12 protein-coding genes and 1 pseudogene are annotated in these 15,623 nt (G+C 68.1%); 10 read left to right on the top strand and 3 right to left on the bottom strand.

From position 1 onward, the window contains the following. Window positions 1-4 precede the first annotated feature (4 nt). The 4 genes and pseudogenes from HLB44_RS28915 (at window position 5) to HLB44_RS28905 (ending at window position 2,664) form a co-directional block, all read left to right on the top strand. Window positions 5-1,108 carry a hypothetical protein gene (locus HLB44_RS28915; protein WP_173131368.1) on the top strand — a complete coding sequence of 368 codons (1,104 nt, stop codon included), beginning with the start codon at window positions 5-7 and terminating at the stop codon, window positions 1,106-1,108. Next, window positions 1,086-1,772, top strand: a pseudogene (locus tag HLB44_RS38255) (NnrS family protein); the annotation flags it as partial. The gene HLB44_RS28915 and the pseudogene HLB44_RS38255, both read left to right, overlap by 23 nt. Window positions 1,773-1,882: 110 nt before the next feature. Further along, window positions 1,883-2,275, top strand: a complete 393-nt coding sequence (locus tag HLB44_RS38250) for an NnrS family protein (RefSeq protein ID WP_343051612.1) — start codon at window positions 1,883-1,885, stop codon at window positions 2,273-2,275. 2 nt (window positions 2,276-2,277) lie between these two features. After that, a complete protein-coding gene (locus HLB44_RS28905) occupies window positions 2,278-2,664 on the top strand; it encodes a SirB2 family protein (protein WP_173131365.1) in 387 nt (128 codons plus the stop codon). Here HLB44_RS28905 and HLB44_RS28900 read toward each other — a convergent pair. The 3 genes from HLB44_RS28900 to HLB44_RS28890 all read right to left on the bottom strand — a co-directional run bounded on the left by HLB44_RS28900 (window position 2,630) and on the right by HLB44_RS28890 (window position 4,652). Further along, window positions 2,630-3,358 (bottom strand): hypothetical protein, encoded by a 729-nt coding sequence (locus HLB44_RS28900; RefSeq protein ID WP_246312528.1) that lies wholly within the window; start codon window positions 3,356-3,358, stop codon window positions 2,630-2,632. The genes HLB44_RS28905 and HLB44_RS28900 overlap by 35 nt on opposite strands. 95 nt (window positions 3,359-3,453) lie before the next feature. Further along, the gene (locus HLB44_RS28895) at window positions 3,454-4,059 is read right to left on the bottom strand and encodes a YitT family protein (protein ID WP_173131362.1); all 606 of its coding nucleotides are present in this window, start codon (window positions 4,057-4,059) and stop codon (window positions 3,454-3,456) included. Then, window positions 4,059-4,652 carry a hemerythrin domain-containing protein gene (locus HLB44_RS28890; protein ID WP_246312527.1) on the bottom strand — a complete coding sequence of 198 codons (594 nt, stop codon included), beginning with the start codon at window positions 4,650-4,652 and terminating at the stop codon, window positions 4,059-4,061. The genes HLB44_RS28895 and HLB44_RS28890 overlap by 1 nt, the downstream gene beginning before the upstream one ends. A gap of 35 nt (window positions 4,653-4,687) precedes the next feature. Here HLB44_RS28890 and HLB44_RS28885 point away from each other — a divergent pair, with 35 nt between their 5' ends. The 6 genes from HLB44_RS28885 to narH all read left to right on the top strand — a co-directional run bounded on the left by HLB44_RS28885 (window position 4,688) and on the right by narH (window position 15,623). Further along, window positions 4,688-6,589, top strand: coding sequence for a type IV pili methyl-accepting chemotaxis transducer N-terminal domain-containing protein (locus tag HLB44_RS28885; RefSeq protein ID WP_173131359.1), 1,902 nt, complete (start codon window positions 4,688-4,690; stop codon window positions 6,587-6,589). Continuing rightward, window positions 6,558-7,232 (top strand): response regulator, encoded by a 675-nt coding sequence (locus HLB44_RS28880; protein ID WP_173131356.1) that lies wholly within the window; start codon window positions 6,558-6,560, stop codon window positions 7,230-7,232. The genes HLB44_RS28885 and HLB44_RS28880 overlap by 32 nt, the downstream gene beginning before the upstream one ends. A 119-nt stretch (window positions 7,233-7,351) precedes the next feature. Continuing rightward, window positions 7,352-8,659 carry an MFS transporter gene (locus HLB44_RS28875; RefSeq protein ID WP_173131353.1) on the top strand — a complete coding sequence of 436 codons (1,308 nt, stop codon included), beginning with the start codon at window positions 7,352-7,354 and terminating at the stop codon, window positions 8,657-8,659. A 19-nt stretch (window positions 8,660-8,678) separates the two neighbouring features. Further along, the gene (locus HLB44_RS28870; protein WP_173131350.1) at window positions 8,679-10,097 is read left to right on the top strand and encodes a NarK family nitrate/nitrite MFS transporter; all 1,419 of its coding nucleotides are present in this window, start codon (window positions 8,679-8,681) and stop codon (window positions 10,095-10,097) included. Window positions 10,098-10,251: 154 nt separating this feature from the next. Continuing rightward, window positions 10,252-14,103, top strand: coding sequence for a nitrate reductase subunit alpha (locus HLB44_RS28865; RefSeq protein WP_173131347.1), 3,852 nt, complete (start codon window positions 10,252-10,254; stop codon window positions 14,101-14,103). Next, on the top strand, window positions 14,100-15,623 hold the full coding sequence (gene narH / locus HLB44_RS28860; protein ID WP_173131344.1) for a nitrate reductase subunit beta: 1,524 nt from the start codon (window positions 14,100-14,102) through the stop codon (window positions 15,621-15,623). The genes HLB44_RS28865 and narH overlap by 4 nt, the downstream gene beginning before the upstream one ends.

The following is a 15,623-nucleotide window of genomic DNA, read 5'->3' as shown; positions in this document are numbered from 1 at the left end:
GCTCATGGTCGTCCGCGTGCTGTTCGGCCTGGTCGTGGCTGCATCGCTGCTGGCCGGCATCGTCGGAGGCCTGGTTCGCGCCGGCTGGCCACTTCCGATCGAAGCGAGCGCCTGGCTGACGCAAGCCGTCGTCGCGCACGCTTTCCTGATGGTGTGCGGCTTCCTCGGCACGGTCATCGGCATCGAACGCGCGGTGGCCGTCAAGCGGGCCTGGTCATTCGCGGCGCCGGCAGCATCGGGAGGGGCCGGCGTGCTGGCACTGGCGGGCCATTCCGCAGCGGCCGCGGCGCTGGCGGTCTTCGCCGCGGCGGTCTTCGTGCTCGTCAACGTGATCGTCGTGGCGCGCCAGCGCGCCTCGCACACCGGGCTGCTGCTGATGGCCGCGTTGGTCTGGCTGGCCGCCAACCTGGGCCACGCGCTCGACCTGCTTCGCGCGGCCGTCGTGCCGCTGTGGCTGGCCTTCCTGGTGCTGACCATCGCCGCGGAGCGCCTCGAGATGGCACGCCTGATGCGGCGCAGCGCGCGTGCTGGCGTGGCGCTGTATGCGGCGCTGGCGGTGATGCTCGGCGGCGCCATCCTGTCGTCGGTCTCGGGCTGGGGCGGCGTCACCTACGGCGCGGGCCTGTTCGGTCTCGCGCTGTGGCTGCTCACCTTCGACATCGCGCGGCGCACGGTGGTTGCGCGCGGACTGAGCCGCTACATGGCGATCTGCCTGCTGCTGGGTCATGGCTGGCTGGCGCTCAGCGGTCTGGCCTGGGCGGCCACGTCCCTCGGCCTGCCGTGGCGCGACGCCGCGCTGCACGCGCTGGCCCTCGGCTTCGTGTTCAGCATGATCTTCGGGCACGCGCCGGTCATCCTGCCCGCGGTGGCGCGGGTGAAGCTGCACTTCAGCGCGGCGTTCTACGCGCCGCTGGCGCTGTTGCATGTCTCGCTGGCCTGGCGGCTCTTCCTGGCGCCGCTGGCTCCCGACTATGCTCGCACCGGCTCGGCGATCAACGCCGCCGCCATCGGCCTCTTCGTGCTGACCGTCGCGGGGTCGGCGCTGGCCTGGCGCATCAAGTACTCGTCCATCGATCGACCCCATCATGAGCACCCTGTTCGCCATTGAGGAGCCGCCGCAGCCACCCCCGAAGCGCTTCGCGCTCTGGGACTTGGCGTTCCGGCCGTTCTACCTGCTCGCCAGCGGGTTCGCCGCGCTGTCCATCGCCCTGTGGGCGCTGCAGTTCTCCGGCCTGCTCGGGCGCACCTACCTCGACGGCCCGCTGTGGCATGCGCACGAGATGGTGTTCGGCTTCACGCTGGCGGTGGTGGTCGGCTTCCTGCTCACCGCAGGAAGCAACTGGAGCAACCTGCCGACGCCCACCGGCGTGCCGCTCGCGGCGCTGGCGGCACTCTGGGTCGCCGCGCGCGTGCTCGTGCTGACACCGTGGGGCTGGGCCGCCGCGGCAGCCAACATCGCGTTTCCGCTGGCGGCGGCCATCGCGCTGGGCATTCCGTTCCTGCGTGCCAGGACCCGGCGCAACTACTTCTTCGTCGGCCTGCTGGTGCTGCTGGCCATCGCCGCCGCGTTCATTCACGCCGGCCGGCTCGGCCTCATCGCGGCGCCGGCCTGGGCCGGCATCCAGCTCGCGCTCGACATCGTGCTGTTCATCGTCGTCGTGATGGGTGGCCGCGTCATTCCGATGTTCACGAACAACGGCGTGCCGGGCGCGACCGCGGTGCGCAAGCCCCTGCTCGAGAAAGCCGCGCTCGGGGGGGTGCTGGCGCTGCTGGCGGCCGATGTGCTCGGCATCCACGGCATCGCGCTGGCAGTCATCGCCGCGGCGGCCGCCGTGCCCATGCCGCCCGCTGGGCCCTGTGGCAGCCCTGGCGGACGACCCGCGTGCCGCTGGTATGGGTCCTGCACGTGGCCTACCTGTGGATTCCGGTCCACCTGGTGCTGCGTGCGCTGGCCAGCGTCGGTTGGGTCTCGAGCTCGACGGCCAGCCATGCGCTGGCGGTCGGGGCCATCGGCGGGCTGATCATCGGCATGATGACCCGCACCGCGCGCGGCCACACCGCGCGGCCCTTGCGCGCGGACGGCTTCGACACCGCCTGCTACGTGCTGGTGCTGCTGGCAGGCATCGTGCGCGTGCTGCTGCCGTGGGCCGTGCCCCGGCTGATCACCGAGGCCCTGCTGGCTTCGGCCGCGCTCTGGTCGGCCGGCTTTGCGCTCTACGCGCTGCGCTACTGGTCGTTCCTCATCCGCCCGCGGCTCGATGGGCGCCCTGGATGACCATGGACTACGCGACCCTCAAGACGATACACCAGCTCGCCGTCGTGATCTCGCTCGTCGGATTCTTCGCGCGCGGCGCCGGCGCACTGCTCGGTGCCGAGTGGGCGACTTCACGCGCCGCGAAGACGCTGCCGCACATCGTCGACACGGTGCTGCTGCTGTCGGCGCTGGCGCTCGCCTGGATGCTGAAGCTGACGCCGGGCAACGCGCCATGGATAACGGCCAAGATCATCGGCCTGATCGCCTACATCGGCCTCGGCGTGGTGGCGTTGCGGCCCTCGTTCACCAAGCCCGTCAGGGCGGCTGCGTGGCTGGCGGCCCTGATGACCGCCGCGTGGATCGTGTCGGTGGCCGTCACGAAGCATCCCGCAGGATTGCTGTCTCTCTGATCGGCAACTGAACGACGTGCATCCCGGCACGGGCCGATTCGCGCCGCTCCAGCGGCGATCGAACGACCGGCCTGGCACCGCGCTTCTCGACCGGCCGCACCTTGAACACGCCGGGGTCATCGGCCAGGTCGAGCAGCAGCATCCGCACGCGCCCCTGCCACAGTTCGCCCAGCAGACGCAGCTCGCTCGCCGAGCCCTGCCCTTGCGCGCAGCGGGCGAGCAGCAGCTCGAGCACCGGATCCGAAGGCACCAGCGACAGGTCGGCAGCCGCATCCACGGCCTGGCCGGTGTCGATGCGCGTGAACCGCAGCGACAGCGGCAGATCGGGGGAGAAGCGGATCAGGCCGGCGCGATTGAACCGTCCGCCCAGGCCCTTGAAGCCGGTGCTTCCCGCCGCACCCGTGAGCTGCTGGACGACTGCCGCCACCACGCCGGTGCTGCCGGAGCGGGCACCCTCCTGGAACTCGACGCGGATGGCGCCGCGCTCCGGCAGTGCGTCGGGATAGAGATGCGCCAGCGACAGCCAGGTCAACCAGTAGGCAGCAGCGACGGTCGGGCACGAATGGCCCGTCAACCGAACCGCGTCTGCATAGCTGTACTCCAGCTCACCCGCCGTGGCACAACCGAGCAGCTCCGCCAGCGGGTCGCGCACGCGAAGTTTCGGAACCTGGTCGAAGAAGTCGGGCAGTTCCATCGGGCCATTGGGTCAGACCTCGGCAAGCAGGGGCTTGAGCAGGCTCAATTCCGTGGGGCTCGCCGCAAGCCGTTCGGAATCGAGTGTGAAAGTGATCACGCCGGGTTCGCCGGCGAATAGCGGCCGGGGCGATGGTTCCAGACGAGCACGGCATTCACTGCGAGCGAGCCCAGCACCGACCAGCCGACGCGCTGCACATCCAGCACGAAGAACGCACCCGCCAGGATGCCGAGGTCGATGGCCATCTGGACCTTGCCGGCGGGCCAGCCGGCGCGCTTCTGAAGGTAGAGCGCGAGGATGTTGATGCCGCCGAAGCTGGCCTGGTGCCGGAACATCACGAGCAGGCCGGTGCCGATCAGCACGCCGCCCGCGAGCGCCGCGTACATCGGCGATGCCTGCACCGCCAGCACGTGGCGCACGGCCTCCACGCCGAGCGACAACCCGGTCACCGCGGCCAGCGTCTTCAGCGTGAAGCGCGCGCCCATGCCCTTCCAGCCCAGCACGTAGAACGGCAGGTTGACCAGGAAGAGCGCGACGCCCAGCGGCATGCCGGTGGCATAACTCAGCAGGAAGCCGAGCCCCGGCGTGCCGCCGGTCATCAGCCCGGCGCTGTTCAGCAGCGCGAGCCCGAGCGAAGCGAAGATGACGGCCGTCGCGCCGGCCTGCAGGTCGTCGACGACGCTGTGTGACGGTCCGGCCATCAACGTGCCCTGCGCCGCCGCGCCATCTCGCCGCCGATGGCGGCGATGGCCGCCGGCCCCTGGGCCTCGTGGCGGGCACGCGCCTCGGGAAATCCGAGCTCGTCCTCCAGTCTCAGGTGGTCGTCGTGCAGACGAACGAACCGATCGACGGCCTCGGCGAAGCCGGTGCGCTGGGGCGCGGATCCGGTCCCGATCTGCTGCAGGAACGGAGCCAGCTCAAGCCATGCGCTGCGAATCAAGGCGTGGTCCTGCAGCATCTGCTGCGCCGCCTTGCGCAGCTTCACGTCGTCGGCAATCTGCAGGATCGGCACGACGTGGCGCTCCTCGTCCTCGTGATGCGCCGGCGCAGCGAGACCGAAGTAGCGCACGATGTCCTCGGCCGCCTGTCGTGCCTGATCGTCCGCACCGTGCGCCAGCAGATGGTCCTGCAGGCGCACCAGCAGTTGCAGCGAACGCCGCACGCGGTCGTGGCACGCCGACAGCATCTCGAACGGCTGCTCGAACGTGGCGGCGAGGGATTCGAACCCGGGAAGCGGTTGCGGCATGCGACAGGATAGTCCGCGGGCCGCCGTTGCGTCCTTGACGAAGCTCAAGGCCCTGGGGGTGCGCGGTACCTAGAGTTGGCGCCATGGTTCCGCCCCGTTCGCTCGCGCTCCGCCTGGTCATCACCGGCGTCGCCTTCCTGGCCGCGGCGCTCGCTTCGATCACCGTCAGCCTGTGGGTCACGTGGCAGCTCGAAGGCGGTGCCGCCGCGGTCAACGAAGCCGGGCGGCTGCGCATGATGACCTACCGGATGGCGCTGGAGGCGCGCGAGGGTCGACGCGAGCTCCTGCCCGCACATGCCGCGGCTTTCGAAGCGACCCTCGGACTGTTGCGAGACGGCGACCCGTCGCGGCCGCTGTTCGTGCCCGGCTCGGACGAGACGCGTGACGAGCTGGCGCGCGTGCGCGAGCACTGGACGAGCTTCTTCGCCGAGGTGTCCGCGCCGCGTTCGACGATCGATCCCGCCGTCCTCGTGCGCAGCATCGACAAGCTGGTCGGAGCGATCGAGCACCGCCTGGCGTACTGGACGGCGGCGCTGCGCACGTTCCAGCTGGCGATGGTCGCGCTCGCGGTGGTCGGCGCGATGCTGCTGCTGTACACCAGCCACGTGCTGGTGCTCGAGCCGCTGCGGCGCGTGGGCGCGGCGATCGCATCGCTTCGGCAGGGCGACCTGAAGGCGCGCGTGCAGGCACCGTCGACCAGCGAGTTCCGTGATCTCGCCGAAGGCTTCAACGCGATGGCCGGGCGGCTCGAGTGCCAGTACGCCGAGCTGGAGCACGCCGTGCGCTCGAAGACGGCCGACCTGCAGGCGCAGCAGCAGCGGCTGGCCGCGTTGTACGAAGTCAGCGCGCTGATCGCGCGAGCCGAGACGCTCGACGAGATGGCCCGCGGCTTCGTCGGCCAGGTGCGCCTGGCCGCCCGCGCGGATGCCATCGCGCTGCGGTGGTCGGATGCCGGCAACCAACGCTACCTGCTGCTCGCCCAGCAAGGCCTGCCGCCGAGCTTTGCGGCCGAAGAGCAGTGCCTGCAGGCCGGCAAATGCCATTGCGGGCAGGCCGCGCAGCCCGCCGGCTCGCGCGTCATCCCGATCCGCAGTGATGACCACACCCAGGGTCACTGCCGCAAGGCCGGCTTCTCGACGCTGCTGACGGTGCCGATCAGCCTGCACCACCAGATCCTCGGCGAGGTGGACCTGTTCTATCGCACGTCGACGCTGCCTTCCGAATCCGACCGGTCGCTGATCGAGCTGCTGGCGAGCCACCTGGCGGGGGGCATGGAAGGCCTGCGCGCTGCCGCCGCCGACAAGGAAGCCGCCGTGTCGACCGAGCGCTCGATGATCGCGCAGGAGCTGCACGACTCGATCGCGCAGTCGCTGGCCTTCCTGAAGATCCAGGTGCAGCTGCTGCGCAATGCGCTGGCCCGCGGCGAAACCGACACCGTGGCCCGCACGGTCGGCGAGATCGAGGCCGGCGTGCTCGAGAGTTATGGCGACGTGCGGGAGCTGCTGATCCACTTCCGCACGCGTGCCGACACCGAAGACATCGAGCCGGCATTGCGCACCACGCTGCGCAAGTTCCAGCTGCAGACCGGCACCTCGGCCGACATCGACGTCATCGGGCACGGTGTCGCGCTGCCCAACGACGTGCAGATCCAGGTGCTGCACATCGTGCAGGAGGCGCTGTCGAACGTCCGCAAGCACGGCCACGCCACGGCGGTGAAGCTGCGTGTGGTGCAGGCTCCCGCCTGGACCTTCGAGGTCATCGACAACGGTGCCGGCTTCGACACCGCATCGTCGCGCGACGACAACCACGTCGGGCTGCGCATCATGGCCGAACGCGCCGCACGCATCGGCGCCCGCCTGTCGGTGAAGTCCGGGCGGGGGTCGGGCACGACCGTCGCGCTGTCGCTGCCCTCGCCGCAGCAACCCGTGCACGACGTTGATCAAGAGGCCGACCATGTCCCCGCCGATTCGCCTGCTGGTCGTTGACGACCACACCCTCTTCCGCCGCGGCCTGACGATGCTGCTGGCCCTGCACGGCGAGCTGAAGGTCGTCGGCGAGGCCGCCGACGCCGGCGAGGCGCAGCGCCGCGCGCGCGAGCTGCAGCCGGACGTGATCCTGCTCGACAACCACCTGCCCGGCGTGCGCGGCGTCGATGCGCTGCCGGGGCTGCGCGAGGCGGCGCCGCGCTCGCGCGTGCTGATGCTCACCGTCAGCGAAGACGAGGACGACCTGGCCGCTGCTCTGCGCCAGGGTGCGCACGGCTACCTGCTGAAGACCATCGAAGGCGATGCGCTGCTGGCGGCGATCCGGCGCAGCGTCAGCGGCGAATCGGTGATCAGCCCGGGCATGACGGCCAAGCTCGTCTCGGCGTTCCAGAGCACGACGCGCCCGCCCGTCCCCGAGCCGGCGCAGCGCAATGCGATGTCCGCGTTGTCGCCGCGCGAGCGCGACACGCTGCGCGAGATCGCGCGCGGCGCAAGCAACAAGGAAATCGCCCGCAGCCTCGACATCGCCGAGGCGACCGTGAAGATCCATGTGCAGCACATCCTGCGCAAGCTGAACCTCGGCTCGCGCGTGCAGGCGGCGGTCTTCGCCAGCGAGCATGGCCTGTCCTCTCAGCCGGAGTAGTCCTTTCGAACTAGGTCGCGCTCCGGCGGCCTAGTTCCACTGCCGCTCACTCCGCAGCCTATCAGTGGATGTTGCCGCGGGCGCATCCGGCCGACAGTCCACGTATCCAAGGAGCCACCATGGCCATCGCCACCGCCACCGCCGTTCCGGCCTCGTTACCTTCGTCGGGCACCCGCAGCAAACGCCTGTCGGTGCTGATCGTCAGCACGCTGGCCTTCACGGCCTGCTTCATGGTCTGGATGATGTTCGGCGTCATCGGCATCCCGATCAAGAAGGCACTGAACCTCAACGCCACCCAGTTCGGGCTGCTCACCGCGATGCCGGTGCTCACGGGTTCGCTGATCCGCGTGCCGCTGGGCATCTGGACCGACCGCTTCGGCGGGCGCATCGTCATGGCCGCGCTGATGGCCGCGACGATTCCGGCCATCTACCTGATGGCCTACGCGACCGCGTACTGGCACTTCCTGGTCATCGGCCTGTTCGTCGGCCTGGCCGGCGGCAGCTTCTCGGTCGGCACGCCGTATGTCGCGCGCTGGTTCCCGAAGAACCAACAAGGCTTCGCGATGGGGGTCTACGGCGCGGGCAACTCCGGCGCCGCGGTCAACAAGTTCATCGCACCGGTGCTGATGGTCGCGTTCGGCTGGGCGGTGGTGCCGCAGGTCTACGCCGCGGTGATGCTGGGTGTGCTGGCGCTGTTCTGGATGTTCAGCGCCAGTGACCCCGCGCACCTGGCGCCGAGCACGCTGAAGTTCAGCGACCAGCTGAAGGCGCTGAAGGACCCGAAGGTGCTGAAGTACTGCCAGTACTACAGCATCGTGTTCGGCGGCTACGTCGCGCTGTCGCTGTGGATGGTGCAGTACTACGTCGGCGAATACGGGCTCGACGTGCGCATCGCCGCGCTGCTGGCCGCCTGCTTCTCGCTGCCGGGCGGCGTGCTGCGCGCGGTCGGTGGCTGGCTGGCGGACAAGTACGGCGCGCATTCGATCACCTGGTGGGTCATGTGGGTCAGCTGGATCTGCCTGTTCCTGCTGTCGTATCCGCAGACCAGCCTGACCGTGCAGACCATCCACGGCGTGACGACCTTCCACATCGGCCTGAACGTCTACGGCTTCACCGGCCTGATGTTCATCCTCGGCATCGCCTGGGCCTTCGGCAAGGCCAGCGTCTTCAAGTACATCAGCGACGACTACCCGAAGAACATCGGCGCCATCAGCGGCATCGTCGGCCTGGCCGGCGGCCTGGGCGGCTTCGTGCTGCCGATCCTGTTCGGCGCGCTGCTCGACCTGACCGCCGTGCGCTCGTCGGCCTTCATGCTGATGTACGGCGTGGTCTGGGTCTCGCTGATCTGGATGTACTTCACCGAAGTGCGCCGCGCACCGCTGCTGGGCGACCCGATGTCCCTCGCGGCAACACCTGTTCGCGCCTGACGCGAAAGAAGGAATCAACATGACAAGCGTCACCCACGCGGCACGACCCGCGAAGCCCGGCCGCGTCCTGCACATCTGGACCCCGGAGGACAAGGCCTTCTGGACCCGCGAAGGCGAGGCCATCGCCAAGCTCAATCTGTGGATCTCGGTGCCCGCGCTGTTCCTGGCCTTCGCCATCTGGCAGGTCTGGAGCGTGGTCGCCGTCGGCCTGCCGGCGCTGGGCTTCAAGTACTCGACGAACCAGCTGTTCTGGCTGGCCGCGGCACCCGCGCTGTCGGGCGCGACGCTGCGCATCTTCTACTCGTTCATCGTGCCGCTGGTCGGCGGCCGGCGCTGGACCGCGATCTCGACGGCGACTCTGCTGATCCCCGCCATCGGCATCGGCTTCGCGGTGCAGGACAACACGACGAGCTACCCGACGATGCTGATGCTCGCGCTGCTGTGCGGCCTGGGCGGCGGCAACTTCAGCTCGAGCATGGCCAACATCAGCTTCTTCTTCCCGAAGGAGCGCAAGGGCTCGGCGCTTGGCGTGAACGCGGGCCTGGGCAACCTCGGCGTCTCAGTGGTCCAGTTCCTGAGCCCGCTGGTGGTCACGGCCGGCATCTTCGGCGTGTTCGGCGGCGATGCGCAGACCATCATCAAGAACAACCAGCAGCTGCAGGTGTGGACGCAGAACGCGGCCTTCATCTGGGTGCCGTGGATCCTGCTCGCGTCCGTCATCGCCTGGTTCGGCATGAACGACATCGCCGACGCGAAGGCCTCGTTCGCCACGCAGGCCACGATCTTCGGCCGCAAGGACAACTGGCTGATGTGCGTGCTGTACCTCGGCACCTTCGGCTCGTTCATCGGCTATGCCGCCGGCTTCCCGCTGCTGATCAAGAGCCAGTTCCCGGGCGTCAATCCGCTGGCCTATGCGTGGCTTGGGCCCCTGGTCGGCGCGGTGATCCGCCCCTTCGGCGGCTGGCTGGCCGACAAGTTCGGCGGCGCCCGCGTGACGCTGTGGAACTTCGTCGTGATGGCGCTCGCGGTGCTCGGCGTCGTGACCTTCCTGCCAACGGGTGGCCAGGGCGGCAACTTCACCGGCTTCTTCCTGATGTTCCTGGTGCTCTTCATGACCACCGGCATCGGCAATGGCTCGACCTTCCGGATGATCCCGGTGATCTTCCTGAACCTGAAGCTGCGCGATGTCGACCCGTCGAACGCACAGGCCGTGGCGCAGGCCACGCGCGAAGGCAACACCGAAGGTGCCGCGACGCTGGGCTTCACCGGCGCGATGGCGGCCTACGGCGGCTTCTTCATCCCGAAGAGCTACGGCACGTCGATCGCGATGACCGGTGGCCCGGAGGCCGCGCTCTACGTCTTCTTCTCCTTCTACCTGGTGTGCATTGCGATCACCTGGTGGTACTACGCGCGCCGCAATGCGCCCTCGCCGTGCTGATCGCGTGCTGATCGCATGCTGATCGTGCCGATACCGAAATGACACACGCCATTCACGCAACGTTACGCGCCCACACCCCCGATTCGCACGGCATTGCTGCGCGCTCCACACACTGCGCAGCGATCCGAGCCCCCTTGCCTTCCAGGAGCCCTCGATGAGCCACTTCCTCGACCGACTGACCCACTTCTCGCAGCCGAGGGAGGACTTCTCCGACGGCCACGGCGTGGTCACCGGCGAAGACCGCACCTGGGAGGACGCCTACCGCAGCCGCTGGCAGCACGACAAGATCGTGCGCAGCACGCACGGCACCAACTGCACCGGCTCGTGCTCGTGGAAGGTCTACGTCAAGGGCGGCATCGTCACCTGGGAGACGCAGCAGACCGACTACCCGCGCACGCGCCCCGACCTGCCAAACCACGAGCCGCGCGGCTGCGCCCGCGGCGCGTCGTACTCGTGGTACCTGTACAGCGCCAACCGCGTGAAGTACCCGATGGTGCGCGGCCGGCTCCTGAAGCACTGGCGCGCCGCGCTGGCGGTGGCCAGGAGCCCGGTCGACGCGTGGGCCAGCATCGTCGAGAACCAGGGTGCGCGCGACGAATGGACCCGGCAGCGCGGCCTCGGCGGCTTCGTGCGCTCGACCTGGGACGAGGTCAACCAGATCATCGCGTCGGCCAACATCTACACCGCCAAGAAGCACGGCCCCGACCGCATCATCGGCTTCTCGCCGATTCCGGCGATGAGCATGGTCAGCTACGCGGCCGGCTCGCGCTACCTGTCGCTGATCGGCGGCGTCTGCATGAGCTTCTACGACTGGTACTGCGACCTGCCGTCGTCGAGCCCGCAGACCTGGGGCGAGCAGACCGACGTGCCGGAATCGGCCGACTGGTACAACTCGACCTTCATCATCGCCTGGGGCTCCAACGTGCCCCAGACGCGCACGCCCGACGCCCACTTCTTCACCGAGGTTCGCTACAAGGGCGCGAAGACCGTCGCGGTGACGCCCGACTACGCCGAGGTCAGCAAGCTCGCCGACCTGTGGATGCACCCGAAGCAGGGCACCGACGCGGCACTCGCGATGGCCATGGGCCACGTGATCCTCAAGGAGTTCTACTTCGACAAGCGCAGCACTTACTTTGACGACTATGCGCGGCGCCTGACCGACCTGCCGATGCTGGTGCTGCTGGAGGAGAAGACGCTGGCCGACGGCCGCAAGGTGCTCGCCAGCAAGCGTTACCTGCGGGCCAGCGACTTCCATGGCCGCCTCGGCCAGGACAACAACCCGGAATGGAAGACGGTCGCCATCGACCAGGACGGCAAGGTCGTGCTGCCGAACGGCTCGATCGGCTTCCGCTGGGGCGCGAAGGACCGCGACGACGCCGGCAAGTGGAACCTCGAGAACAAGGAAGCGCGCAATGCCCGCGACGTGACGCTGCGCCTGTCGGCCACCGAGGGTGCCGAGCACGAGCTCGCCGACACCGCGTTCCCGTATTTCGCCGGCATCGAGACGCCGCACTTCACGGCCAATGCCCAGGGCGGCGACGTGCTGGTGCGCAAGGTGCCGGTGCAGCGCATCAACCTGTGCAAGGAGCCCGGTGAAGACCACCCCGTGATCGTCGCGACCGTCTTCGACCTGATGGCCGCGCACTACGGCATCGACCGCGGCTTCGGCGACGGTGCCAAGAGCTACGACGAGAACGTGCCGTACACGCCGGCCTGGGCCGAGCACATCACCGGCGTGCCGCGCCAGCAGGTGCTCACCGTGGCACGCCAGTTCGCCGACAACGCCGACAAGACGCACGGCAAGTCGATGGTCATCATCGGCGCGGCGATGAACCACTGGTACCACTGCGACATGAACTACCGCGGCATCATCAACATGCTGATGCTGTGCGGCTGCATCGGCCAGTCCGGCGGCGGCTGGGCGCACTATGTGGGCCAGGAAAAGCTGCGCCCGCAGACCGGCTGGACCGCGCTGGCCTTCGCGCTCGACTGGGTGCGCCCGCCGCGCCAGCAGAATTCCACCAGCTTCTTCTACAGCCACACCGACCAGTGGCGCTACGAACGGCTCGGCGTCGACGAGGTGCTCTCGCCGCTGGCCGACAAGAGCGAATTCGGCGGCAGCCTGATCGACTACAACGTGCGCGCCGAGCGCATGGGCTGGCTGCCGTCGTACCCGCAGTTCAAGACCAACTCGCTGGACGTCGTGAAGGCGGCCGCCAGTCACGGCAAGGACACGGTGCGCCACGTCGTCGACAGCCTGAAGGACGGTTCGCTGCAGCTGAGCTGCGAGGACCCCGATCACCCGGACAACTGGCCGCGCAACATGTTCGTGTGGCGCTCGAACATCCTCGGCTCGTCGGGCAAGGGCCACGAGTATTTCCTGAAGCACCTGCTCGGCACCTCGCACGGCGTCCAAGGCAAGGACCTCGGACCGGGCGACGCGAAGCCGCAGGAAGTGCGCTGGCACGACCAGGCTCCCGAAGGCAAGCTCGACCTGCTGGTGACGCTGGACTTCCGCATGAGCACGACCTGCCTGTACTCCGACATCGTGCTGCCGACCGCCACCTGGTACGAGAAGAACGACCTCAACACGAGCGACATGCATCCGTTCATCCACCCGCTGTCCTGCGCGGTGGACCCGGCCTGGCAGGCGCGCAGCGACTGGGAGATCTACAAGGGCTTCGCGAAGGCCTTCAGCGAGCTCTGCGTCGGCCACCTCGGCGTCGAGAAGGAAGTGGTGATGACCCCCCTGATGCACGACACGCCGGCCGAGCTCGCGCAGGCGCTCGACGTGCACGACTGGAAACGCGGCGAGGTCGACCTGATTCCCGGCAAGACCGGACCGCAATTCACCGTCGTCGAACGCGACTACCCCGCCACCTATGCCCGCTTCACCGCGCTCGGGCCGCTGCTCGAGAAGATCGGCAACGGCGGCAAGGGCATCGGGTGGAACACGGTCGACGAGGTGCGCCAGCTCGCCGAGCTCAACGGCAAGGTGCATGAGGCCGGCCCGACCAAGGGCATGCCCAAGATCGACACCGACATCGATGCGACCGAGGTCATCCTGATGCTCGCGCCGGAGACCAACGGCCACGTCGCGGTGAAGGCCTGGGAAGCGCTGTCGAAGATCACCGGCCGCGAGCATGCGCACCTGGCGCTGCACCGCGAGGACGAGAAGATCCGCTTCCGCGACGTTCAGGCGCAGCCGCGCAAGATCATCTCGTCGCCGACCTGGAGCGGGCTGGAGAGCGAGAAGGTCTCGTACAACGCCGGCTACACCAACGTGCACGAGCTGATTCCCTGGCGCACCCTCACCGGTCGCCAGCAGTTCTACCAGGACCACAAGTGGATGCGCGCCTTCGGCGAGGAGTTCACGAGTTATCGGCCGCCGGTGGACATGAAGGCGATCCTCGGTGCGAAGGACATCAAGTCCAACGGCCACAAGGAGATCGCGCTCAACTTCATCACGCCGCACCAGAAGTGGGGCATCCACTCGACCTACAGCGACAACCTGATGATGCTGACGCTCAATCGGGGCGGCCCGGTGGTGTGGCTGTCGGAGGACGACGCGAAGGAAGCCGGCATCGTCGACAACGACTGGATCGAGCTCTTCAATGCCAACGGCGCGATCGCCGCGCGCGCGGTGGTGAGCCAGCGTGTCAACAAGGGCATGACGCTGATGTACCACGCGCAGGAAAAGATCATCAACACGCCCGGCTCGGAGATCACCGGCCAGCGCGGCGGCATCCACAACTCGGTGACTCGCATCGTGACCAAGCCGACCCACATGATCGGCGGCTACGCGCAGCTGAGCTACGGCTTCAACTACTACGGAACGATCGGCACCAACCGCGACGAGTTCGTGGTGGTGCGCAAGATGCGCAAGATCGATTGGCTCGACGGTGAAAGCAGTCCGCCGCCGGGCCGCCCCAAGGCGGACGCGCCCCCTCGGGGGGCCGACGCCGCAGGCGTCTTGGGGGCCAATCACCCTGGAGAGCAAGCATGAAAGTCCGCGCCCAGATCGGCATGGTGCTGAACCTCGACAAGTGCATCGGCTGCCACACCTGCTCGGTCACCTGCAAGAACGTGTGGACCAACCGGCCCGGCATGGAGTACGCCTGGTTCAACAACGTCGAGACCAAGCCCGGCATCGGCTACCCGAAGGATTGGGAGAACCAGGACAAGTGGAACGGCGGCTGGATCCGCAACGCCGACGGCTCGATCGAACCCAAGCAGGGCGGCAAGTGGAAGCTGCTGATGCGCATCTTCGCGAATCCGAACCTGCCGCAGATCGACGACTACTACGAGCCCTTCACCTTCGACTACGACCACCTGCAGTCGGCCCCGGAATCGAAGGCCTCGCCCACGGCGCGCCCGCGCAGCCTGATCACCGGCAAGCGGATGGAGAAGATCGAATGGGGCCCGAACTGGGAAGAGATCCTGGGCGGTGAATTCTCGAAGCGCTCGAAGGACAAGAACTTCGATGATGTCCAAAAGGACATGTACGGCGAGTTCGAGAACACCTTCATGATGTACCTGCCGCGCCTGTGCGAGCACTGCCTGAATCCGGCCTGCGTCGCATCGTGCCCGTCGGGCTCGATCTACAAGCGCGAAGAGGACGGCATCGTCCTGATCGACCAGGACAAGTGCCGCGGCTGGCGCATGTGCGTGTCGGGCTGCCCGTACAAGAAGATCTACTACAACTGGCAGACCGGCAAGGCCGAGAAGTGCATCTTCTGCTACCCGCGCATCGAAGCGGGCCAGCCGACCGTGTGCTCGGAAACCTGCGTCGGCCGCATCCGCTACCTCGGCGTGCTGCTCTACGACGCCGATCGGATCCAGCAGGCGGCGAGCACCGAACGCGACCGCGACCTGTACCAGGCGCAGTGCGACATCTTCCTCGACCCGAACGACCCGAAGGTCATCGAGCAGGCGCGCGCCGACGGCATTCCGGAAGCCTGGCTCGCCGCGGCCCGCAAGAGCCCGGTGTGGAAGATGGCGATGGACTGGAAGGTCGCCCTGCCGCTGCACCCCGAGTACCGCACGCTGCCGATGGTCTGGTACATCCCGCCGCTGTCGCCGATCACCGCGGCGGCCAATGCCGGCCACGTCGGCATCAATGGCGAGATCCCGGATGTCTCGAGCCTGCGCATCCCGGTGCAGTACCTGGCCAACCTGCTGACCGCCGGCGACACGCAGCCCGTCATCCGGGCGCTTGAACGCATGCTCGCGATGCGCGCGTTCCAACGCTCGAAGCACGTGGAGGGCACCGAGAACCTCGCCGCTCTGAAGCAGAGCGGCCTGACCGTCGACCAGGTCGAGGACATGTACCAGATCATGGCCATCGCCAACTACGAGGACCGCTTCGTGATCCCGTCGACGCACCGCGAGTACGCCGAGGATGCCTTCGATCTGCGCGGCGGCTGCGGTTTCTCGTTCGGCAACGGCTGCTCGGACGGTGCCGGCGAGACGTCGCTGTTCGGCGGCAAGAAGCGCCGCACGATTCCGATCAAGGCGACGGTGTAA

The sequence above is a fragment of the Pseudaquabacterium terrae genome (assembly GCF_013266755.1).
Taxonomy (GTDB): Bacteria; Pseudomonadota; Gammaproteobacteria; order Burkholderiales; family Burkholderiaceae_C; genus Pseudaquabacterium; species Pseudaquabacterium terrae.
Note: the sequence above shows the minus strand (reverse complement) of the source record. Positions and strands in the feature narration are given on the sequence as shown.

Coding starts and splice junctions, on each gene's coding strand:
- HLB44_RS28900 (WP_246312528.1), bottom strand. CDS start 3,358: ATGGAACTGCCCGACTTCTTCGACCAGGTTCCGAAACTTCGCGTGCGC.
- HLB44_RS28880 (WP_173131356.1), top strand. CDS start 6,558: ATGTCCCCGCCGATTCGCCTGCTGGTCGTTGACGACCACACCCTCTTC.
- HLB44_RS28905 (WP_173131365.1), top strand. CDS start 2,278: ATGGACTACGCGACCCTCAAGACGATACACCAGCTCGCCGTCGTGATC.
- HLB44_RS28875 (WP_173131353.1), top strand. CDS start 7,352: ATGGCCATCGCCACCGCCACCGCCGTTCCGGCCTCGTTACCTTCGTCG.
- HLB44_RS28885 (WP_173131359.1), top strand. CDS start 4,688: ATGGTTCCGCCCCGTTCGCTCGCGCTCCGCCTGGTCATCACCGGCGTC.
- HLB44_RS28865 (WP_173131347.1), top strand. CDS start 10,252: ATGAGCCACTTCCTCGACCGACTGACCCACTTCTCGCAGCCGAGGGAG.
- HLB44_RS28915 (WP_173131368.1), top strand. CDS start 5: ATGGTCGTCCGCGTGCTGTTCGGCCTGGTCGTGGCTGCATCGCTGCTG.
- HLB44_RS28895 (WP_173131362.1), bottom strand. CDS start 4,059: ATGGCCGGACCGTCACACAGCGTCGTCGACGACCTGCAGGCCGGCGCG.
- HLB44_RS28870 (WP_173131350.1), top strand. CDS start 8,679: ATGACAAGCGTCACCCACGCGGCACGACCCGCGAAGCCCGGCCGCGTC.
- narH (WP_173131344.1), top strand. CDS start 14,100: ATGAAAGTCCGCGCCCAGATCGGCATGGTGCTGAACCTCGACAAGTGC.